The organism is Nostoc sp. DedSLP03, assembly GCF_034530815.1.
GTDB lineage: Bacteria > Cyanobacteriota > Cyanobacteriia > Cyanobacteriales > Nostocaceae > Nostoc.
Window position 1 is genome coordinate 74,480 of the sequence record NZ_JAVRCK010000022.1, and the last position, 23,419, is coordinate 97,898.

A 23,419-nucleotide genomic window follows, 5' to 3' on the forward strand; every position below is an offset into this window, starting at 1 on the left:
CCCACACTTATGTCTCTGTAGAAGGTATTTCTTTAATTTTGGTTACATCAACTTTGCTTAACCAAGTAACTAAATCGTCTGAGCCAAGTGCAATCTCACTTCCCAAGGTTTTGATATAGAGAAGCCCGTCACTGATAATTAAATCTCTAATTGGGTACCATGAATCTCGTGTTCTAATCAGAAGTTCTAACGGAATCCCTAGTCTTGAACTATGCTTGCAATATTTCCACCAGGCTCGCCATAGAATTACACATTTAGTACAATTCATCTGATAGCCTTTGGGAACTTCGCAGTATTGATACTGATAGAAACCCCGACTATCTACTTCTCCTTTCAGGATATAACTATATTCTGCTAATGCCTGATTTATCAATTCCCACTGGGTTGATTTTGGAGAAATCGAGAATTCAGATCGGGTGTTAGATAGTTGAGCAGTGGCAATTACGCCTTCAGATTTTGCTGTCAGTTGGTTGATTTTATACACTGTTTGCGCTGTCAAAACAGGATTTGACAACAAAACGTCTTTTTTCTGAATAGAGTTTTGTACAAACTCTCGAATTAAATCTAGATTAGACAACATAAAATTTTTTATACTAAATTAACCAGTGTGATGAAAGCCACAATACTACTTAAATTAATAACTACACTGGTCTGGCGCTGAAATCGGGATTATTACCAGCTTTCTTTATACTCAATTCTTTGTTTAACTAGGGTTTTGTTAAGTTTAATATCGGTTATGCTATTTTCCACTAGGCTGGTTAACAAGATCGCTGTTTCCAGTTTAACGAGCTGCAAATTAAATTTTTACACCTTCGAGAAAAGGTTGAAATACCGGAATTAATTCGGGACGACTAACTACAAGGGTGGGAAAAGAGCGATCGCTATAATCTTCTCCTGGTGACAATGGAAACGGCTCTGACTTCAGCGAAGCCCAGACTCCACCAGCAGCTTGGACAATTACCCAAGCCCCGGCTAAGTCCCAAACTTTTGGTGTCGCCTCAATCCCACCAAGAGTAGCCCCAGTAGCAACTGTCAAAAAGTTATAGCTAGCTACACCCAACATCCGAATTTTGCAGGGAAAGCCGTTGCGGATAACTGCGGTGCTGCGGGAACAGAGGTTAAAAAAGTGATTGTTGCTAGGACTATCTATACTAGTGTGGATAGGGTGGTGGTTGAGAAATGCTCCTGTTGGTGTTGCTAAACCAGATGAACCTGCCCAGAAACCATGAAAAGCTTGATTCAAGGTTGGTGTGTAAATATACCCAAAAATGGGTGTACCTAGATATAGTAAACCCAGAGATATTGTCCAGATGGGAATACCGCGTGTAAAGTTGGTTGTACCGTCTAGAGGGTCAATTACCCAGCACCACTCAGTATCGGGAAATGAGCGATCGCTTTCTTCGCTCAAAATGCCGTAGCCAAGGAAACTAGAAGCGATCGCATCCCGAATTTCCCGATCTGCCCATTTATCTGCTTGCGTCACCAGACTACCATCAGCTTTTTGGTCAGCCTGTACTTGCCCAAAATCTTGCATTAGCTGTTTGCCCACTCTGGTAGTGGTAGTTTGGGCAAAATCAAGAATTGTTGTCCAAAAATCATTCATTGGTTATTAGTCATTTGTCATTTGTCATTTGTCCCATGCCCCATGCCCCATGCCCTATACAGTTTAATCTAAATCGCTTTCTAAAACTGAAGCGATCGCTTGCTTGGTACTTGTTTGAAATTCTGTAATGTTCACCCGATTCAGAAACCAAATCGACAGCACCATTCCCACCGCTTCTAGAACGAATACCAGTCCATAAGCTAACTCTGCGCTAGGTAACAGCTTGCGTCCAATATCCAAAACTGTACCTCCAATTACCACGGCGATTCCTCTAGAGATGGACTGCGCTAATCCCCATGCTCCAATAAACGTACCTGCGGCTTCTGCTGCGGTAAGATCCAACATCAAGCTAATTGCGGCTGTAGTTAAGAAACCTGTGGCTAAACCGAACAAGACCAAACTTAGTTTAAGAACTGCTGCATTAGCTGTGAATCCTGAGATACCTAGCAATATTGCACAGAATGCTACCAACATACAGCCAAAACGTGCAGTTCTGCGCTTACCCAAACGCGGGATAATATAAAAGCCCGTAACGCCGTAAGCAATCAATAGACCTGTTCCATAAAAAATATTTAATTTGGTACTTTCCGCTAGGGGCATTTTAAACACTTGACCCGCATAAGGTTCCAAAATCGGGTCTTGCATAAACAAACTGATAGTCATCACCAATAAAAAGGTGAAGAATATACCTGTTTGTGGGCTAGCTGTCAAGATTTTCCAAGCGTTGCCTAGAGTAATGCTATCTTCTCGGTTCACCAGTGTGGAACGGGTTGAGTATTGAGAGTATTTTTTTTCTACGCCAAATGTCGCTGCGATCGCTAAACCAAATACAATTGCTGGGACAATAGTAAACAATCGGTTGATTGCTGGCTGCAAGGTTTCTACAGTTGCTTCTGGAGTTAACTGCTTGAGCAAACTAGCACTGATAATCGCGCCAACAATAATCCCCACCATTAGCATCGACCAAACCACACCGACTACTTTAGAACGGTTATCTTCTTCAGATATATCCACCAACAAAGCAGCAAAGGCAGTACCGCTAGCACAAATTCCTAGACCGTAGACAGCGAAAACGAAAGCCAAAAGTGCTGTCCAACCGATTGTTTGGGTTGTCCATACCCAAGCACCTGTACTATTTCCAGCAAGATTCATCTGCCACATTACTTGTACAGCTAAAAATGCTGCGATCGCAAATATTGCCGCGCCTACCCAAACATAAGCTGTGCGGTGGGAACCCCATAAAGGCTTGGCATCGGAAATCTGGCCGAACCAGACACGGGAAGGAGCAACAAATAAGGGTAGTGCTAGAACTACTGATACCAGCGTCGCCGGAATTGCTATTTCTTGAATCATGACCCTGTTAAGTACTCCCAGAGTCAAAATAGACATCATGCTCAACCCCATCTGAAATAAACCCAGCCGGAACATAGTCAGCAAGTTTACCCTTGGCACAGATAGGGATTTTCTTTCGGTATCAAATACTTCACTGCTTGCCATAGCTACTTTTTCGTATAGTTTATAGGATTTAATCTCTCTCTCTTTAAATAAAGATAAACCCTACCCGCTCCAAATCAGCGAACGAAAAGTTGAAGTTGCGATTGCAGTTATTTAGCAAGCAGTTATACTCCTTAATTAGCATAAGCTTCAGCCAAGTTAGGATTAATCTTTATGGTTTGTCGTAATCAGCGATGTCTACGACGGGCTACGCCTACTCATAACAAGAGAATTTTAGGATGAAGTAGTGAAACGAGACTCCATTTACTATCAAATTTTTAAGCGCTTTCCTGGGTTACTTTTTGAACTGGTTGATAATCCTCCTCTACAAGGGCAAAACTATCGATTTGAATCAGTTGAAGTCAAAGAAACCGCTTTTCGCATGGATGGTGTGTTTTTACCTCCAGAGGATGCAACATCCAGGGTAATCTTTTTTGCTGAAGTTCAATTCCAAAAGGATGAAGCCCTTTACCATCGGTTTTTTACCGAGTCGCTGATGTACCTGAACCGGAATCGTTCTCAGTACGATGACTGGTTCTGCGTGGTAATTTTTTCATCACGCTCTTTGGAACCAAGCGATCAAAAAACTCATCGAATATTTCTCAACAGCGACCAAGTGCAGCGAATCTATTTAGATGAGTTAGGCGCGACTAATCAGCAGCCAATAGGTATCAACTTGATGCAGTTGACTCTAGCATCAGATGAAGTGATGGCACAGCAAGCAAAGCAATTAATTGAGCGAGTAAAATTAGAAGAAACGGACACACTGCCGAAAAACGAAATACTAGACATCATAACCACAATTGCCGTTTATAAGTTTTCGACCTTGAGTAGAGAGGAAGTTGAAGCTATGCTGGGATTGACTTTGGAGCAAACAAGGGTTTATCAGGAAGCGAAAGCCGAGGGTCGAGAAGAAGGTCGAGAAGAAGGTCGAGAGGAAGGTCGGGAAGAACGGGAAGCTGAAATGTTGAAACTTACCGTACCTCTGTTACTAAAAACAGGGATGAGTGTGGAGCAGATTGCTCAACACCTCAATGTTGATATAGAAGCTGTTCAGCTTGCTGCACAGCAAAACACATAGAATGGTTATTTCATGTCTGTTGTCATATTTTTGCAAAATGAGGAGAGCTTGATTAAAATCCTCAATTGCCTTTTTATGGTTTTCAGAGCGATCGCGCCAAAATGTGACAAATTAAGATGCTCATAATTTTATCAAAGAGTAAATAAATCCTCTATTTAAGCTGCTATATTCTTCACTTCATTGAAAAGCAGTGCTTTGAAGAGATAATGTGAAATTGCATTTTAAAGATGCTTGCCATCTCCGTAAAATAGTTATGGTGAATGACCCAAATGCAGTGAATGTTTCAAAACTGATATTCAGACAACTGCTTGAAACTATGGATGTTGATTTTGTTCGTACAGGGCAAAGTACCGTAATCCCTTTTCCATTTAAGTATATTAGGGAGTATAAAAATTTTGGCGTTGCTAAATGACTGTATAAATCAGTATTAATCAACTGCAACAACTATTAGTTTGACGCATTCTACTTATGTTTTATTAGACTCCAATCCACGGAGAAACAGTGTTCAAATAAACCCAATAATAATACTGACTAGAGTTATAGTATTGTTCTGTAACTTTATTTGACGCAATCGAGCCACATAAAAATATCAATATGAAATTGTGGTTTTAACTACGCTATTGCATTGAATTAGTAAGATAAACTTGCCGTATGTATGTCCTCAAAATACTTACCTTCATCTAGTAAAAAAACAGGCATAAGCAATGAGCAAAGAAGTAGTCAAAGTAATATTATGGGAAGAAAATCAAAAAGATTTTCTCAAAAAGTTCTATGATCTCCAATTTACTCCTAGAGTAGGAGAGGAAGTTTACTTAAAAAAGGAGAGATGGAAAGTAACCAGAGTTGAGCATGATTTAGAAATTAGTGAGATTAATGTCTACATAGAATTAATCAAAAAAGCCAAGCAGGAGAAATCATCTAATTCCTAAATAAAATTAAATACACTTAAATATCATAAAAGGGAGGTTATTAGCCTCCCTCAATTCTTAAGCTGCTATGCAGCTTGTTATTAAATGGGAGCGCAAAATTAAAAATAAAGGTAATGCTATTCGTTAAATTTAGCTGCGTAACAGCTTACTGTTGTTACTGAAACAGAATTTTAAGAAGTTGGTGATCGCACCCAGCAAGTACAATGAGGGTAAAACATAACGCTAGTGTTTGGACGTTGGATTACAGAGATTTGAGTTGGTTCAAGAGTCTAGAATTGTAAACATCATAATCGTTACCCAGATCAGTTGAAACATTTTCAGCTTGAGCTATGGTGTCCAATGCCCCACACCCAATCTTGTCTGTAACGATAGACTATAAAAGTAAAGAAATGTAAATAAACTAAATTTTGCAACCGTGGAAAACATCACATTGGGGCAAAATGGCCCAGTTGTTACACCTTTGTGCATCGGCACTTGGGCTTGGGGTGATAAACTATTTTGGAATTATGGCAGTGCCTACGGCCCAGAACAGTTACAAGAAGCTTTTACCGCAGCCTTAGAAGCTGGTATTACTTTCTTTGACACTGCCGAAATCTACGGAATGGGACTATCAGAGAAATTTTTGGGGCAATTTCTGCAACAGACACAACAACCTGTACAAATCGCTACAAAATTTGGCCCACTACCATGGCGATTTACAGCCCAATCCGTCTCTGATGCTTTAACAGCCAGTCTCAAACGCTTACAACTTGAACGAATCGCCCTGTATCAAGTGCATTGGCCTTTTGCCTTCTTTTTAAGCCAAGAAACTTTGATGAATGCCTTAGCGGATGAAGTGAAGCGAGGCAGAATTGCCGCAGTCGGTGTGAGTAATTACTCAGCAGAGCAAATGCGAGACGCGCATCAAATATTGGCGACCCGTGGAGTACCTTTGGCTGTCAATCAAGTGCGCTATTCTTTACTCACTCGCCAAGTTGAAAGCAAAGGTATTATCGCAACTGCGCGTGAGTTGGGTATGACTATTTTGGCTTATAGTCCTCTAGCACAGGGATTACTTACAGGCAAGTACAGTATTGATAGTACTGAAACACCCACTGGTGCAAGGAAAATAGACCCGCGATTTAAGAAAGAAGGTTTGCAAAAAATTGCCCCAGTCATATCTTTGCTACGCAATTTCGGAGAAAAATACAATCGCACTCCTGCCCAAGTTGCTCTCAACTGGTTAATTGCTCAGGGGAACGTTATTCCCATTGCTGGGGTGAAGACAGCCGAACAGGTACGACAGAATGCTGGTGCTTTGGGCTGGAAATTGAGCGACGATGAAATTGCAGAGTTAGAACAAGTTAGTCGTCCTTGGATGTAGTAGTTTTGAACTACTCAAACACAGGAGGCCAAATTTCTGACACTACTAGCTCCCAACCTGGTAGTAAGTCTGGTAGTGTCAGTTTGTCGTTGTCTTGCAAAATTATTGGTTCTTGGTTGAGTCGATAAACTGTGAGTGTCAATTTGTCAGGATCGATCAGGATACCAACTGTACATCCAAGTTGTAGGAATAACTGAATTTTTTCTACCAGTGGTTTGATGCGGTCTGACTTAGATTTTATCTCTACCATCAAGTCAGGCACTAGTTCCACAAAATCGCGCTTGCTTTTTTTCAGTCTATCAGCACGAACAAAAGATACATCAGGAGCGCGCAGATTTCGTTTTTCGTTATCAGCTTCTTTGCCGTTTTCTGTTTCTAACGTCGGCAAAATGAAACCAGCGCTTGAACCAGTCACCCGTCCTAGCTTCTGTGGGCGTACCCAGTTGCCCAGTAATCTAACTAACTCAGCACCTATTTCCTCTGACTCATAATCTGATGGCCCCATAAGAAGTATATTTCCGTCTACTAGCTCCATCTGCCATTCTGGATGCTCTGCTTGTAGTTGCTCTAAGTCTGGAATAGTGAACATAAGACCGCGAAGAATGCATCTTTAATTTATTTTTCTACAAACGGGTAGAATAAGTTACCCAAAAAGCCAAAAAGTCAAGAGCCAAAGTCAAAATCTTGACTCCTAACTCTCAACTCTCCAATTTTAGGTTTGGATTTTGGATTGAAGAAAAAACCTCAAATCTAAAATCCAAAATTGATTAACTTTGAACTGTTGACTAAGAAGCTGATTCTCTCGCTGTCGGTGAACCTATCTTTTTACTAGGAGATGCAGAAGAATCCTGTCCACTTGTCCGTAGTTTGGGCTTGGGAGAAGAATGTCTTTCTTCACCATTACTGCTATCTGATTTCCACGCAGCACGGGGGCGATCGCTAGAAGATTCACGACGCTTACTGAGTCTGGGTTTGGGAGTGGAGGATTCCTCTTGGGGAATTTCCACGTCTGAACTCAACCAAGCGGGACGAGTTTGATCGTAAGCGATTTGCAGTGCAGCTGCGGCGATCGCTTGAGCATCGTATTCTTCTATTAGTTCGCTAACAATTGGCAAGAATGAAGCCAAACGCTCACCCATCAAAGCTTCTCGCACCTGTTCTTGCAATTTCAGAATGTGTCTTGCTTCAATCTGGGCGCGTGTGGGAATGGACAGCAATTGCCAACTTTGGCGATTATGACGTTCAAATGTTTGCTGCTTGCGCCGCTCAAATGGTTGTACTAAAGAAATTGCTGTTCCTTCTTTACCAGCACGACCAGTACGACCAATGCGATGAACGTAGGTTTCTACGCTATCGGGTAAGTCGTAGTTGATCACATGGGAGAGTTGATCGACATCTAAGCCTCGTGCGGCAATATCAGTTGCTACCACCCAGCGAACTTGACGGTTACGGAATCGGCTTAATAACCGTTCTCGCGCTTGTTGGGACAAGTCACCGTGGTATTCATCGACACTGTGACCAGCTGCTTGTAACTGACTGGTGAGTTCTGCGGCTGTGCGTCTGGTGCGGACGAAGATTAAAGCTGTTTCTGGATCTTCCATTTCCAGAATCGGCTGTAAAGCTTTGGCTTTTGTCCAGTGGCGAGGGATCAGGTAAGCTACCTGATTAATTTTGTTGGGAGCGGCTTTTGGTTGCTCAACGGTGACAGTCGCCGGCGATCGCAAGAACTTGTTCACCAACATCCGAATCGATGGTGGCATTGTTGCCGAGAATAAAGCTGTTTGGCGTTCTACGGGCGCTTGCGAGAGGATTTTGATTACATCGTCGATAAAGCCCATGCTCAACATTTCATCAGCTTCATCCAATACAAACCACTTGACTTGATCGAGCTTTAAACAGCCGCGATCGAGCAAATCGATCACCCGTCCGGGAGTACCCACGACCATGTGAACGCCACGTTTGAGTTGCAACATTTGGCGGTCAATTGATTGACCACCGTAGATTGCTAACACCCGCAATCCTTCATTGCCGATGAATTGGGCGATCGCATCGTGAACTTGCATCGCTAATTCACGGGTTGGTGTTAAAACTATGGCTTGCACGGCTCTTTGATTGATATCTAGCCGCTCTAAAATTGGCAGTGAAAATGCTGCCGTTTTACCTGTTCCAGTTTGAGATTGGCCTACCACATCACGACCGGCTAGCAATTGGGGAATTGCTTGCACTTGAATGTTGGTTGGTTCGGTAAAACCGATTTTTTCTAGTTGTTCGACACGTTCTTGGGAAATGCCTAATTCTTGAAATGAAAGAGTCATTAATTCGTCCTAAATTTTATGTAAGGATTTTTGGATTAGTCATTTAGTCAGTAGAGACGCGATTAATCGCGTCTGTACAATAGTCATTAGTCATTAGTCATTAGTCATTTCATTAAGTTATTGGCTAGTTAGTAAGCCTTGGGCGATAGCAAAGCCTTAACTTTTGGAGAAGCTATGCCCACGAGTGAGTCCCCGAATTTCAGGTAAACCCTCATGAAAACTGCGATTAATGCAGCGTCGATATTGGGATAAGGGTGAATCTATAAGGGTCATTTAACAAAAGACAAAGGACAAAAGACAAAAGACAATTTAGTTATTGACTACTTGACCATAGAGGTCGTATGTATCAGCGTGGTGAATCGCTATTGGCACGATGGTTCCTAACTTTGCCTGGCCTTTGACATACACCAGACCATCAACCTCTGGGGAAAATCTACCTGAACGACCTATTAATTCACCACTTTCAGGATTTTCTTGCTCAATCAGGACATCGACTATTTTGCCTACTTCCTGTTGATTTTTCTTTTGAGAAATCGGTTGCTGGAGTTCCATCAGTTGGTATCGGCGATCGTCCATCACCTCTTGGGACAACTGATTTGGCAACTTATAAGCTGGAGTTCCTTCCTCAGAGGAAAAGGTGAAGACACCAACATGATCGAATTCATGCCGGTGGACGAACTCTAGTAGATGCTCAAAATGCTTTTCAGTTTCTCCTGGGAAACCAACAATAAATGTTGTCCGCAGTACGGCTGTTGGTAGCGCCGTTTTGATGCGATCTATAATCCCATCATTTACGCGCCCTTGCCAAGGGCGGTTCATGGCGCGGAGAATCTCTGGATGAGAATGCTGCAAGGGCAAATCCAGATAAGGCAGGACGTTGGGTGTTTCTTGGATGGCTGCTATCACATCTGGGGTCAGTCCCGTGGGATAAGCGTAGTGCATTCTGATCCACGGTATATCTACTTTCCCCAAAGCGCGAAGTAATTCGGCTAATTTTGGCTGACCGTAAATATCTAGACCATAATTAGTAGTGATTTGGGAAATTAAAATAATTTCCTTTACCCCTTGACTAACTAATTGCTCCGCTTCGGCGACGATAGATTCAATAGTACGCGATCGCTGGTTTCCTCGAAGATGAGGAATTATACAAAATGCACAGCGATAATCACATCCTTCCGCAACCCGGAGGTAAGCAACGCCCTCCGTTGTCGTGCGATAGCGCGGTGTAGTTTCGTCGGCAATGTAGGTTGGCTCTATACTAACCTGTTTGACCCGCTCGCCAAGTTCAACACGCTCAATTACATTTACAATTTTGTGATAATCGCCTGTACCCACAACGGCTACTGCTTCAGGCAACTCTTCCAAAAGTTGTTCTTGGAAGTGTTGCGCCATACAGCCAGTAATTACGATCTTTTTATTTGCCTCTGCCAGTTCTACTAAAGTTCTGACAGATTCTTGCCGGGCCGCTTCAATAAAACTACAAGTATTAACAATAACGTAATCTGCTAACTCTTCATTTGTATCTACACCGTAGCCTGCTTCTACAAGCATTCCCAGCATGTGTTCTGTATCAATTCGATTTTTCTCGCAGCCCAAATGAGAAATGGCAATTGTTGGCTTGTCACCCATATTTGGAAAATATCTTCATTTTTTTCTTGTAATCAACATTTTGGTGCTAATTTCGCTTTTTTTCGATCGCTATCCTTCTAATAACAGTACAGTGGCTAATTCCCACTGTCAGCAACTATCCGTGGAATTATGACCCTATCAATAATAAAAATAGAGGTCATGTTATGATATTTTTATCAATCTGTTCCCCAGGGTAAATTGAAGTGTCTTTGGGTACATTTGACACTTTTAATCTTTTTTAACAATTCGCCTATTGGTATTTTACATTACCACAGCGTGTGCCTTGTTAACCTACCCATCGGGAAGCCGCCCAAAGGGCTTGTTGTGAGAAGTCGCTACCCTCAGGGAAATCGACGAAAGCGACTACGCCGATAAAGCAGTAATGCTACCCTGGCGATTGGCAAGTCCGACGACTGGGCGCGGACAAGACGCCTAAACCACGGAAAGCTGCCTTGCGTCTAGTGAGTGGCAAACTCCTCTTGTAGCCAGGTTTTATCTTAACATATCTTATGGGAGGTTACACGCCAATTTCCATCTGAGGAAAGAGGCAATAAACCGACTATCATAAAACACATTTGACTAGTTAATGAAAAGTCAAGAGTCAAGGGTCAAGAGGAGCCAGTCACGTGCGGGGTTTTCCCCGTTGAATAGCCACTCTTATATAAAGGTTCCTGACCTTCAGGGGAGTGGTGATGAACTGGCGTTCAATAGTCAAAAAAATCTGGACTCTGGACTGTGCGAGGCGGATTAAAGACGTGGACTTATATCAGATATTTAAAACTCGCTCACCAATTATTGGCGTGGTTCACCTGCTACCACTGCCTACCTCACCCCGTTGGGGAGGTAGCCTCAAAGCGGTGATTGACCGTGCCGAACAAGAAGCCGCAGCCTTAGCAAGTGGAGGGGTTGACGGTCTGATCGTCGAGAATTTTTTCGACGCGCCGTTTACCAAAAACCAAGTCGATCCAGTCGTTGTGAGTGCCATGACCATTGTGGTGCAGCGGATACAGAATTTGGTAACTTTGCCCATAGGTTTGAATGTATTGCGAAACGATGCCAAAAGTGCAATAGCGATCGCTAGTTGTGTACAGGCGCAATTTATCCGCGTCAACGTCCTCACAGGGGTGATGGCAACCGACCAGGGATTAATTGAGGGAGAAGCCCATCAACTACTCCGCTATCGACGGGAGTTGGGCTGTGATGTTAAAATCCTGGCCGATGTGTTGGTGAAACACGCCCGTCCTTTGAGTTCTCCAAATCTCACAGTCGCTGTGAAAGACACCATTGAAAGGGGTTTAGCAGACGGAGTAATTTTATCTGGTTGGGCTACAGGTAGTCCTCCTAATTTAGAAGATTTGGAACTAGCTTGTGGTGCAGCAAATGGCACACCAGTGTTCATCGGCAGTGGGGCGAATTGGGAAAATATTGATACATTAATGCAAGCAGCAGATGGTGTAATAGTTTCCAGTTCCCTAAAACGTCATGGACGCATAGAGCAACCAATTGACCCAATTCGCGTCAGTCAATTTGTGGAAGTTGCCCGTCGCAATTGGAACTCTAAAGGTGAAAGCAAGCCAGCAGAACAAGTGAAGTTACATTCTTAATTGGGGCATAGGGAATGGGAAGAAACAGCCCAATGCCCAATGCCCAATGCCCATTAACCAATAGCAGTTTATGATTCGCCGCCGTTCTACTCCTTGGATTCATAAATGGTCACGTCCATTGATTGCCGCGATCGCTGGATGTGGTGCCCTGATCACAGGTTATCTCACCATAGAAAAGTTAAGCGGAGGCAGTGCCGCTTGTGTGGCACAGGCTGGTACTAAGGGCTGTAATGATGTGCTTTCCAGTCCTTGGGCAACGGTTTTTGGACAGCCATTAGCTTTGTTTGGGTTTTTGGCATACACCAGTATGGTGATATTGGCTTTGGCTCCCTTGGTATTCAATTCAGGGGAAAACAATAACCGCAAGCAATTGGAAAATTGGACGTGGTGGCTGCTGCTGGTAGGTGCGATCGCTATGTCTGTCTTTAGCGGCTACTTAATGTATGTGCTGACATCTCAAATCAAAGCTATTTGTCTTTACTGTATCGGTTCAGCTTTGTTCTCTGTGAGTCTTTTGGTACTAACGATTATCGGTCGGACTTGGGAGGATATTGGACAAATCTTGTTTACCGCTCTGATTGTCGGGATGGTAACGCTGATTGGTACTTTAGGCGTTTATGCTGGCGTAAATCAATCAGATGTGACACCTGGAACTCCTGGACAACCCACTAAAATTACCTTTACTCCCAAGGAAAACCCCAGCCCAGCGTTCGGTTGGGAAGTTACCACTACTTCTGGTGAGGCAGAAATAGCCTTAGCAAACCATCTGGCAAAGGTAGGTGCAAAGGAATACAGTGCTTATTGGTGTCCTCACTGTCACGAGCAAAAGCTGCTTTTTGGTAAAGAAGCTGAGGAAATAATCAATAATGGTATTAAGGTAGAGTGCGCCCCCGATGGACTCAAAGCTCAACCAGAACTCTGTAAAGCTGCAAAAATTGAAGGGTTCCCCACTTGGATCGTTAATGGTAAAAGCTATAGCGGAGTCCAAAACTTAGAGGAATTAGCGAAAGTTTCTGGTTACACAGGGCCTCGGAACTTTAAGTATTTTAAGTAAAGTACTTACACTGACCTTCAGTAGTTCACACCCCATAGTCAACTGGATAAATACAGTAAAATCTGTTTCCAGTTGGCTTTTTTGTTTTTGGTAACAGATAATAAGTCTTATCCAATGCCCAATTACCAATTTGCTTGCGGCTTTTATCTGCAAATACTTAAGCTCAAGGAAATTAGCTAAGTACATTTACTTTAAAAAATGTATATTTTAATTTATTTTTATAGTTGAAAAAATTTTTAGAAATTCTATTTAGCTCTTACTTGAGCTATCTTAGTCCGATAGTTAATAGCTATAAGAAATAGAGAATATTTCTGCCTACTAGGTAATGGCAATGAATCAGCAGCTAGGCAAGCGTTTTGTGAAGTTAACCTTTGGACTGAAACAATCGCTTGGTCAAGGACACAGAGAATTGATTACTGCGGCCAGCGTTGCAGTCTGCGTCCTGCTTTTGCACTCCTTTGGATTATTGCAATCTTTGGAGTTGGCGGCTTTGGATCAATTTTTTCGCTTACGTCCAAATGAACCGCCAGAAAACCGGATTACGATCGTAGTGATTGATGAGGCTTATTTAAACGAAGTACGCTCATGGCCAATTCCAGATGCGAAGATTGCCCAGCTGTTGCAAAAATTAAATGTCCATAAACCCCGTGCGATTGGCTTAGATATCTACAGAAATTTACCAGTAGAGCCTGGTAATCAAGAACTACGTAATGTTTATCAGTCAACACCCAACTTGATTGGTATTGAACTGCTAGCAAATGACAACAACAAAAACTTTAGTGTTTCGCCTCCACTGGGACTGAATCGGGATCAAGTGGGCTTCAATAACGTGCTGTACGATCTTGATGGTAAAGTACGTCGCAGTTTGTTGTATTGGCACGTTAAAAGTGAAGTGCACGAAAGTTTTGCCTTGAAGTTGGCTTTATTGTATTTAAAGTCAAAGGGAATTACTCCCGCTAAAGCAAAAAGTAACCCTGAGTATTTGCAATTGGGTAAGGCAGCATTTACTCGTTTTGAGGCTAATGATGGTGCTTATGTGGGAGCTGATGATAGAGGCTACCAAATTTTGAGCAATTTTCCCAAACCCAAATGTCAAAGTTCGTCTGGAGAATTTTGTAGTTTTCGCCAGGTATCTATAAGAGATGTACTGGCAGATAAAGTCAAAGCAAACTTAATCAAAGATCGGATTATACTTATTGGTTCGACTACGCCCAGTCTCCCAGATGTTGTATTTATTCCCTACTCTAGCAGTGTAATGGGTAGGGCAAAGCCTGTACCTGGTATTCAATTGCAGGCTTATTTTATTAGTGAGTTAATTTCTGCTGCTGTTGATGGAAGACCATTACTCAAAGTTTGGCCTGACTTGGTGGAATACTTGTGGGTTTTTGTTTGGTCTTATCTGGGAGCCGTGACGATATGGCGGATACGACACGCAAGTAGGAGTCTCTTCTCGATCGTAGTTTGTTGCTTTGTATTGACCGTGAGTGCATACCTGGCTTTCTTTTTATACGGTTGGTGGATACCACTGATTCCCTCATTGGTTTGCTTTGGCACTTCAGCTATTTGGATGACTAGCCATATTGCTCACATGCAGGAAGAGTGGAAACGTTCCAAAGAATTTTTGCATCACGTTATCAACACGATCCCCGATCCAATTTTTGTAAAAAATGAACAACATCAGTGGATTGTTTTAAATGAGGCGTATTGTCAATTTATCGGTTATCCAAATAAGTTTTTGATTGAAAAGTCAGACTATGACTTTTTCCCAAAACATGAAGCTGATGTGTTTCGACAACAAGACGATCTTGTTTTTCGGACTCAACAACCCCACGAACATGAAGAAGAATTTACAAATGCCTATGGCCAGACTCATAAAATTGCCACTAAGCGATCGCTTCACAAAGACTCAGCTGGCAATTTCTTTTTAGTTGGGGTCATCCGAGATATTACTCAGCGCAAGCTGATGGAAGAACAGCTCAAGCGTACTGCTGCTGAACTATCCCGCTCTAACAATGAATTAAAACTCAAAGAAGACCACTTACGTTATTTAGCGTATCACGACCCCCTCACTGGTTTATCTAATCGCGAATTTTTTGCCGAACAACTTTACGAGTCCTTACATTGGGCACAACACAACAACTTGTTGCTGGGACTGCTGTTTATCGATCTAGATGGCTTTAAGCAAGTCAATGATACTTTAGGACACGAGACGGGCGATCGCTTGCTAATGACCATTGCTGGAAGACTCAGCAACTCTTTACGCGTTAGTGATACAGTTTCTCGTTTGGGTGGCGATGAATTTACTGTGATTTTACGGGCAATACCTAACGTTCAAATAGCTGCTAAAGTCGCTGAAAAAATTTTAAGCAGTATTACCAAGCCAATTGTTTTGGATGGCTATACAATCCGAGTCTCTGCGAGTATTGGCATTAGTGTTTATCCATACAACAGTCAAGACAGTGAAACTTTGATGAAACAAGCTGATACAGCAATGTACCGTGCCAAGCGTCTTGGTAAAAATCGCTACGAGTTTGCTTAATTACTTAAGAGTCAAACCTCCAGCTTTTTTCACTGTAGTTACAATTTTTACATTCAAATTATGACTTTAGACCAGAGACACGTCTAAGGCACTGTCTCGAAAAAATATAGCGTATATCTTGCGAGGTAAATTTTTCGTCAAATGTAGACCTGGCAAGGCTTTTTGGTTTGAGCGCTAAACCTCATAATTTAAGTCAAAAAATAATTAGCGATCAAAAATAATTTTCAAAATAAATTTAATGTAGTTTATTTTACCAATGTTTTTATACTGTTCCTTATTCGCTTATTACGCAAGATAAAATTTTAAAATTCCTTTTAACACTATAGATATATTGTTTTATTTTTACATATCTTTACTCATCTAATATATAAACTATACAGTTGAATAAGTATTATTTCATGTTTTTTTGAACTCATGATTTATAGAACATAGTGTTTATACTTAAAAGTATTAAGATATTATTAATAAATAATGAAGTACTCAAAAAGCTGGCAGTAAATCATTGACATATCTAACTTGAGACTGATGTAAAAATCGCTTATTTGCAATACCACTTAAGTATGAAAACTATTTAATATCGGCAAATTAAGGTTAATCGACAAGGGAATACCACAATGATTTGTACAGTACTCGCAATAATTTCATAAAGTTAAAATACTTTTGTTGAAAAATCCAGTAAATATACGGTAGTAACTTAAAAATACGTTTTGAAATAAAAAACTAGTAAATTTACCGAAATATATGAAGAGTAACTTCCGAATCGCAAAGTTTATGATATTCTGCATAGGTGCTTATTTACTGATCCCAAAAATTGCCGATTGCACAGGTATATTCAGTAGTGCAAGTGCTAATTCTTTTGGCCCTACTAGCAGTAATACCTTAATCGCCCGCAAGGTCAATTCTCAAAATTTACAAGACATATACATTCCACCAAATTATGGTGGTCCCGACAGTCATAATGGTAGCGGCACCCGCTGATGGCAATTTTGAATTTTAGATTCTGGTAGAGCAGCGCGATGAGTTAACTACCGTCTTGGACACCACATCTTTGTACTTAACGGCTGATTCCAAAATGTTGTACTTAGGGTTGTGAAAACCATCAGGCTGTTTAAGGTAGTTTATTCAAGACAATACTGAAGATTTCCACCAATGATTTGTTTGTATAAGTGTGTGAACTTGCCAATTTGAGTCTGGTTGAGGATAATCTAAACGGAAGTGTCCGCCTCGGCTTTCGGTTCTAAAAGCAGCACTTTTGAGAATTAAATCAGCTACATCTATTAAATTGCGGGTTTCTGCCCAAAGTGCTAATTGCCGTTCAACATCTGGGAGGTCAAAACTAGCGGGTTCTGCTGGACGTAAAGCAAGCAAGAATTGAGTTAAAGACAAGGCAGCGAAATCTTGCTGCCAAGATTTTATAGTCGCGATCGCATTTTCCAGCCTTGATTGCTCCCGACAAATACCAGCACTTTCCCACACTAGACGCGGTAACTTCTCTCTAAGTGCTTCTAGCTGTGCTTGTTGGATATGCCACTCACTAACATCAGGACTAAATTTCCGTAACGGTAGCACTGGTATTTCTGAAAGCAGCCCAATATTTTCTGACTTAATATTAGCCATCTGGGCCCCAAACACAATACATTCCAACAGGGAATTACTGGCAAGGCGATTTGCTCCATGTACACCAGTACTAGCGGTTTCACCCACCGCATACAAACCAGGGATATTTGTGCGATTCATCAGATCCGCAACAATTCCACCCATCCAATAATGGGCAGCTGGCGCTACAGGAATTGGTTCGTAGAAGACATCAACTCCCCAATGCTGACAAACTTTGATGATATTGGGAAAGCGCTGACGAATTTTATCAGCGGGAATGGGGCGCATATCCAACCACACATGAGCAGTAGCCAAATCAAGGGCAGTACGTTGTAAATGGCTGAAAATTGCTCTACTGACCACATCTCTAGGTGCAAGTTCACCCGCAGGGTGGTAGTCAAAGGCAAAACGTCGCCCTTCATTATCGATGAGATGTGCCCCTTCTCCGCGTACAGCTTCGCTGATCAAGAAACGATCGGCACCAGGTTTAGTCAGAGCAGTCGGGTGAAATTGGACAAATTCTAAATCGCGGAGAATAGCCCCAGCCCTAGCTGCGATCGCTACCCCATCACCGGTACTCACTGCCGGGTTAGTGGTTTGGGCAAATACCTGACCGCCACCACCAGTTGCGAGTACCACAGCACCAGCTCTTATCCAGGTGATTTTACCTTGATAAAACAGGCTAATTCCCTGACAGCAACCAGTTTCGGTTTCAATCCACAAACTCAAAGCCAAAGCTTGCTGAATAACTTGAATATTTTGGCGACGTAATACTTGAGCGGTGAGGGTAGTAGTAACTTCCCTGCCTGTAGTGTCAGCAGCGTGGAGAACACGGCGGCGAGAATGGGCGGCTTCCAAAGTTAAAGCTAAGGCTTGACCATGACGGTCAAAAGCGACCCCCAAGTTAACTAAGGATTGAATACAGCTAGGGGCATGTTCGGCGAGAAATTCGACAGCGGTGCGATCGCATAAACCAGCACCCGCCTGGATCGTATCTTCAATGTGCAGCGTGGGAGAATCTTCTGGGGCGATCGCTGCGGCAATGCCACCTTGTGCCCAATCACTGGCGGATAATGCAACGGTTTCTTTGGTAATCAAACCTACTCGCAAGGATTCTGGCAGACATAGTGCTGTGTATAGTCCAGCGGCACCAGCGCCGACTACTAAGACATCAAATTGGCTGGGAATATTTATCTGAGACAAGGTAATGGAGAAGTTAGGAGTTAGAAGTTAAGAGTGAGGAGTTAGAAGTGAGGAGTTAGAAGTGAGGAGTTTTGAATTTTTAACTCTTAACTCATAACTCTTAACTCATAACTCCTAACTCATAACTCATAACTCATATCATCTGCCACTCCCTAGAATCAGGAGTGGGCTGCTATTTGCTACATTAACTGCAATGTACAGTTATCTGTAGATGCCGTTGTTAAACCGATCGTCTCCCTCGATGAAGGCAGATTCTGGTTCTGTCACGGTGAAGTGATCGAAGTTAGCTTGCAGGGTTTGTTTTTGGCGATCGCTCAATCCTCCAATATTCAATACATCATCTACGCTTTGGTAGGGAGCATTTTTGATGATGAGCTTGGCAAGGGTGGGATAAAGGCCTGGATATTGTTGAAAAGCTCGGACGTTGGTATTATTCAAATCAATTTTTTTACCAAATTCCGTTGCTAGCTTCCTGTCTGCGCGATTTTGCCGCTCAATTGCCAGAACTGGGACTTGGGGAAAAGCAAAACTGTTGAAACTAGCAGCTTGGGCTATCTGAGTTGTTCCCAACCATCCCCAGCAACTAAGTAACAAGCTAAACACTGTTAATAAACGCGCCAATCCTTTCACGATTTTTCTACCTCTTTCCATCAAACAGAAATAAAAGTTTTAAGCTAACAACAGTTACTAGTCATTAGTCATTAGTCATTGGTCATTAGTCATTTGTAAAGGACAACTGACAAGCGACAAAGGACAACTGACAAAGGACAAAGGACAAAAGCTGATAGCTTAGTCAACACAGCAGTCATCAGAAACTAATATACAGCGTATTAATATCCACAATATTTACCGTTACTGGGTTTGACTATACTTTCGCCACAAATTTTCATTGTGGAAAGAGTGCCTGCATGGCTGCAATAGCCTTACATCCACGATTCCAGCAGCATTCTCTGCTTGACGAAATCTTTTCGGGGTGGCTGATTCTACCTTTAAAGCAGACACAAAACTGCATGATTTCTAAGATCGAAAACCTTGCCAAAAAAGACTTGATGCCGAGCGATTTTATGTAATATTTCTTAACTAATTAATCATCTACAGCATCATTTTTGATGTGCCGTAGATTGGGCTGGGAAAAGTTTCAGTCAGAGAAGCCCACACGCTTATTGGAAGATAAGTGTCACTTGCCTTCTTCACGCTGCGATCGCAGCTAACAAAAATAGGCTGTCTACCAAAATTGTGCTTAAAACTGCGCCACCAAAGGCATACCAGTGTCTTTGATTTCGACCTAAAGCTGAAATTCCTACTGTTAATAGCACTACGGCGAGAATTATCGCCCAAGTTTGTCCCCAAGGTGCTTGTACTTGTATGAGAGCATTTTGTAAGATTTGCGGTACAACATCTGCATCTACTCTCATAATTTGCCGCCAATAGGGCATCAAATCTACTATATAAAAATATACATCTGTTAAAACTGTACCGAGTAAAGAACCTAAATAAAACCAGTTACCTACCTTGCCCCAATTCTTCGTCAGACACCAGCAAGCAAACGGTAAACCGATAAATTCCACCGGTAGATGCCATAAAGGTTCCCAACGTAACCAACCCCAGTAAATCGCTCCTGCTAACCAACTCCAGCTAAACCCCAAGAGCAAATCGCCCCAGACGTAAGTTGCAGGACGTGACATTAAGGCAAAACTGAGCCACACCCAAAATCCTGTCAGCGCTAAACTCAGACTTGGTAGCGATCGCACGATCGGCGCTTCTATAAATACTGGCACTGTTACCAAAAACACCGCCGCCGCAAACACTAACCAAGTTTGTTGCGCAGAAGTAGATAAGGGTAAAGAGGGAGAAAGGGAAAGTGTAGATTCCAATTGTCTGATACCGTTTTGCGCAGTATCAGCTAAATCCAACTCAGTATCAATAGAAGGGGTAGAAACCCTGTAGGAAGACAGTGTATTATTAATCAAAGTTTTTAATATTTGTTACTAAACTTTATCTTACTTAAGATATCACACTTTAAAATCCCCCCCTGGGGCATTTTAATTATACTAAAATTTCCACAAGCGCTGGTGCAAACCAAACAAAACATTCTGCGCCAGGCGAATCCATTCAAGTTCCACTATGTACAGAACTCCTCTGTAGTTCCTTATTTACAAGGAACTACAGAGAGGTGAAAAGTTAGCTGCTATGAGTCTGCTAAATATTAAAATTTGATGAATTTTTCAAATTGCGTTGACTTATTGAGGTGGGTGTAAGAACATAGTCAGCGTCTTCGATGATGTTTTCGATCGGTAAAATTGAGTTTTCTACAAGATTGGGTGCAATAGAGAGTATATAAAGCAACATCATCAGCTAAAAAATGTTCATTACGATCTCTATAACACGAAAAAGGTATTAATTGTATATGGAGTTTATTCAAGCTTTTATTTTAGGTATTGTTCAAGGGATTACAGAGTTTTTGCCAATCAGCAGTACTGCACATCTGATAATTTTCACCAAGGTATTTGGTTGGAAAGAACTAGGTTCTAAAGATTTTGTTGACGCAATTCAATTTGGCAGCGTTATCGCAATTGTGGGGTACTTTTGGTCGCTGATTTCTAGTATTGTCAAAGGTGGAATCGAAGCACTAAAAGCCAAAGACTGGCAACGCGAAGAATGGAAGATTCTTGTCGGTATTGTGGTCGGAACACTGCCGGCTTTAATTTTCGGCTTCCTTTTGAAAGATATTTTACCTGAGAGTCCATTAATTATTGGCATTATGTCAATTATTATGGCACTTGTACTAGCTTTGGCAGAAAAAATTGGCACTCGCAAGCGAGGTTTTGAGTCATTGCAGATTCAGGATGGTATTTTGGTTGGATTGGGACAAACACTTGCCTTGATTCCGGGCGTTTCTCGTTCTGGTTCGACGTTGACAACTGCCTTATTTTTAGGATTAGAACGCGCTACAGCAGCAAAATTCTCATTTTTGTTAGGGTTTCCAACTCTTACCATTGCGACGCTGTATAAAAGCTTGAAAATATTCAAGTTGTTTCAAGCTCACCAGTTGCCAGATAACATTGTTGCACTGTTAATTGTAGGAATTATTTCAACCTTGATTTTTTCCTACCTATCAATTGCATTTTTAATCAAATACTTAGCAACCAAAAACACTTTGATCTTCGTATGGTATAGATTAGCATTCGGTAGTGCAATATTACTAGCGATCGCAGCAGGTTGGAAAGGATAATATTCATTAGTCATTAGTCATTAGTCATTTGTCATTTGTCCTTTGTCCAAAGCAAATGACTAGAGCGACTGCTCGTTTGTATGTAATCAATCTAATCTCACTTCCATTCCTCTCTCCTACAAGGAGAGAGGCTTTGAATTTTACTTCCTAACGCTAATAGGGAAAGGGCTGTTATTGTTAGGTCTGTATTAGACTCAACTCAGAAACGCTATAATGCCCAATGCCCAATGCCCCATTCCCCATGACTACCATTCATCCTGCCCGAATTACCAAGGTTCTTCCAGATTCAATAGCCGCAGAGATTGGTTTTGAAGTTGGAGATGCGATCGTTGCAATCAATGGTACACGTCCCCGCGATTTAATCGATTATCAGTTTTTGTGTGCTGATGAAGTCTTAGAATTAGAAGTTTTAGACGCTACTGGCAAAACTCATAGCCTGGAAATCGAAAAAGATTATGACCAAGACTTGGGGCTAGAATTTGAAACTGCCCTATTTGATGGCTTAATTCAGTGTAATAACCGCTGTCCTTTTTGCTTTATCGACCAACAACCACCAGGTAAGCGCACCAGCTTGTACTTTAAAGACGACGATTACCGCCTAAGCTTTTTGTACGGCTCTTATCTTACCTTGACCAATTTGCCAGAAAGAGAATGGCAGCGGATTGAACAAATGCGCTTATCTCCGTTGTATGTTTCTGTTCATGCCACAGAGCCAGAAGTTAGAATTAGACTCTTGAAAAATCCTCGTGCGGGACAAATCTTACAACAACTCAAGTGGTTTCAAAAAAGACGGCTACAAGTTCATGCTCAAGTAGTTGTTTGTCCTGGTATAAATGATGGCGAACATCTGGAGCAAACCCTAAAAGACTTAGCATCCTTTCATACTGGTGAAGTGCCTACGGTAGCGTCGGTGGCAGTTGTGCCAGTCGGATTGACAAGGTTTCGGCCTCCAGAAGACGAACTTACACCCGTAACCAGAGAAAAAGCGAAAGAAGTGATTTCTCAAGTGCAAAAACTTTCGCAACAATTTCGCCAAAAGTTTTCCTCTAACGTCGCTTGGTTAGCTGATGAGTGGTTTTTGATTGCAGGTGAGGAATTACCGAGCGAATCTGAATATGAAGAGTATCCCCAAATTGATAATGGTGTTGGTTCAATTCAGTTGTTTATCAAGCAATTTGCAGCCGCGGCAACAGAATTACTACCGTCAAAAGTTTATCCTCAGAGAAAATTAACTTGGGTAGTAGGCAACGCAGTAGAAAACGCCTTTGAACCTATCTTGAAACGGTTAAATTCTGTTGAAGGATTAAAAGTAAATATGCGTGCTTTATGTAGTGATTATTGGGGACAGAGTATCACTGTCACGGGATTACTAACGGGTCATGATTTGCTATTGAACTTACAAGGGCAAGATTTGGGAGACGGAATTTTACTACCAAATGTAATGCTCAAACATGGTGAATTGGTATTTTTAGATGATATGAGTATTGAAGAATTAGCCTGCAAACTTGAGACAAAAATTTTACCAGTAGGAGGAGTTGAAGACTTAATAAAAACCTGTATTCTTGAAGCAGTGAATTGTTCTTTATAAATACGATAAATTGTTTCTCTAGATCATGAGTGTAGATTCATCTAAGCTGAATTGAATTTTACATTTGGGGGGTTATAATTGCGATTATTGAACTTATTGTCTTCTCCCTATCTAAAAGTTTATAGACAAATTTATGAGAGCTGATTCGTAAAGAAAATCTAAAGAGAACAGAGCCTCGTTTGACTCAGG

At 41.7% G+C, this 23,419-nt stretch carries 18 protein-coding genes; 9 read left to right on the plus strand and 9 right to left on the minus strand.

Annotation, left to right across the window (positions count from 1 at the left end; genetic code table 11):
- Positions 1–7: 7 nt before the first annotated feature.
- From RM368_RS13265 to RM368_RS13275, 3 genes are all read right to left on the minus strand, one after another.
- On the minus strand, positions 8–580 hold the full coding sequence (locus RM368_RS13265; protein ID WP_322694475.1) for a hypothetical protein: 573 nt from the start codon (positions 578–580) through the stop codon (positions 8–10).
- A gap of 216 nt (positions 581–796) precedes the next feature.
- Positions 797–1,603 (minus strand): inositol monophosphatase family protein, encoded by an 807-nt coding sequence (locus RM368_RS13270; RefSeq protein WP_322694476.1) that lies wholly within the window; start codon positions 1,601–1,603, stop codon positions 797–799.
- Positions 1,604–1,666: 63 nt separating this feature from the next.
- Positions 1,667–3,100, minus strand: a complete 1,434-nt coding sequence (locus RM368_RS13275; protein WP_322694477.1) for a BCD family MFS transporter — start codon at positions 3,098–3,100, stop codon at positions 1,667–1,669.
- 244 nt (positions 3,101–3,344) lie between these two features.
- Between RM368_RS13275 and RM368_RS13280 the strand changes: the two genes are divergently transcribed.
- From RM368_RS13280 to RM368_RS13290, 3 genes are all read left to right on the plus strand, one after another.
- Positions 3,345–4,178, plus strand: coding sequence for an Rpn family recombination-promoting nuclease/putative transposase (locus tag RM368_RS13280; protein WP_322694478.1), 834 nt, complete (start codon positions 3,345–3,347; stop codon positions 4,176–4,178).
- A gap of 704 nt (positions 4,179–4,882) precedes the next feature.
- Positions 4,883–5,107 (plus strand): hypothetical protein, encoded by a 225-nt coding sequence (locus RM368_RS13285; RefSeq protein ID WP_322694479.1) that lies wholly within the window; start codon positions 4,883–4,885, stop codon positions 5,105–5,107.
- 415 nt (positions 5,108–5,522) lie between these two features.
- The gene (locus tag RM368_RS13290; RefSeq protein WP_322694480.1) at positions 5,523–6,470 is read left to right on the plus strand and encodes an aldo/keto reductase; all 948 of its coding nucleotides are present in this window, start codon (positions 5,523–5,525) and stop codon (positions 6,468–6,470) included.
- A gap of 10 nt (positions 6,471–6,480) precedes the next feature.
- On the opposite strand, the gene RM368_RS13295 is transcribed toward RM368_RS13290, so the two are convergent.
- From RM368_RS13295 to rimO, 3 genes are all read right to left on the minus strand, one after another.
- A complete protein-coding gene (locus RM368_RS13295) occupies positions 6,481–7,059 on the minus strand; it encodes a Uma2 family endonuclease (protein ID WP_322694481.1) in 579 nt (192 codons plus the stop codon).
- A 196-nt stretch (positions 7,060–7,255) separates the two neighbouring features.
- Positions 7,256–8,785 carry a DEAD/DEAH box helicase gene (locus RM368_RS13300; protein ID WP_322694482.1) on the minus strand — a complete coding sequence of 510 codons (1,530 nt, stop codon included), beginning with the start codon at positions 8,783–8,785 and terminating at the stop codon, positions 7,256–7,258.
- Positions 8,786–9,094: 309 nt separating this feature from the next.
- Complete coding sequence (gene rimO / locus RM368_RS13305) at positions 9,095–10,414, minus strand: 30S ribosomal protein S12 methylthiotransferase RimO (RefSeq protein ID WP_322694483.1); 1,320 nt, start codon at positions 10,412–10,414, stop codon at positions 9,095–9,097.
- A gap of 755 nt (positions 10,415–11,169) precedes the next feature.
- Between rimO and btpA the strand changes: the two genes are divergently transcribed.
- From btpA to RM368_RS13325, 4 genes are all read left to right on the plus strand, one after another.
- A complete protein-coding gene (btpA, locus tag RM368_RS13310) occupies positions 11,170–12,018 on the plus strand; it encodes a photosystem I biogenesis protein BtpA (protein WP_322694493.1) in 849 nt (282 codons plus the stop codon).
- Between the two features lie 70 nt (positions 12,019–12,088).
- Positions 12,089–13,072: a vitamin K epoxide reductase family protein gene (locus RM368_RS13315; RefSeq protein WP_322694484.1), complete on the plus strand. Its 984-nt coding sequence runs from the start codon at positions 12,089–12,091 to the stop codon at positions 13,070–13,072.
- A gap of 331 nt (positions 13,073–13,403) precedes the next feature.
- The gene (locus RM368_RS13320) at positions 13,404–15,611 is read left to right on the plus strand and encodes a CHASE2 domain-containing protein (protein WP_322694485.1); all 2,208 of its coding nucleotides are present in this window, start codon (positions 13,404–13,406) and stop codon (positions 15,609–15,611) included.
- 771 nt (positions 15,612–16,382) lie between these two features.
- The gene (locus RM368_RS13325; RefSeq protein WP_322694486.1) at positions 16,383–16,589 is read left to right on the plus strand and encodes a hypothetical protein; all 207 of its coding nucleotides are present in this window, start codon (positions 16,383–16,385) and stop codon (positions 16,587–16,589) included.
- Positions 16,590–16,733: 144 nt separating this feature from the next.
- Here the strand turns inward: RM368_RS13325 and nadB are convergent, their stop codons facing one another.
- The 3 genes from nadB to RM368_RS13340 all read right to left on the minus strand — a co-directional run bounded on the left by nadB (position 16,734) and on the right by RM368_RS13340 (position 20,380).
- Entirely contained in the window at positions 16,734–18,410 is a 1,677-nt protein-coding gene (nadB, locus tag RM368_RS13330) for an L-aspartate oxidase (protein ID WP_322694487.1), read from the minus strand.
- A gap of 201 nt (positions 18,411–18,611) precedes the next feature.
- Positions 18,612–19,040: a photosystem II complex extrinsic protein PsbU gene (psbU, locus tag RM368_RS13335; protein WP_322694488.1), complete on the minus strand. Its 429-nt coding sequence runs from the start codon at positions 19,038–19,040 to the stop codon at positions 18,612–18,614.
- Between the two features lie 560 nt (positions 19,041–19,600).
- Entirely contained in the window at positions 19,601–20,380 is a 780-nt protein-coding gene (locus RM368_RS13340) for a DUF3120 domain-containing protein (RefSeq protein WP_322694489.1), read from the minus strand.
- Positions 20,381–20,817: 437 nt separating this feature from the next.
- On the opposite strand from RM368_RS13340, the gene RM368_RS13345 reads away from it, so the two are divergent.
- Both RM368_RS13345 and RM368_RS13350 read left to right on the plus strand, forming a co-directional pair.
- A complete protein-coding gene (locus RM368_RS13345) occupies positions 20,818–21,642 on the plus strand; it encodes an undecaprenyl-diphosphate phosphatase (RefSeq protein WP_322694490.1) in 825 nt (274 codons plus the stop codon).
- Between the two features lie 241 nt (positions 21,643–21,883).
- The gene (locus RM368_RS13350) at positions 21,884–23,230 is read left to right on the plus strand and encodes a TIGR03279 family radical SAM protein (RefSeq protein WP_322694494.1); all 1,347 of its coding nucleotides are present in this window, start codon (positions 21,884–21,886) and stop codon (positions 23,228–23,230) included.
- Positions 23,231–23,419 lie beyond the last annotated feature (189 nt).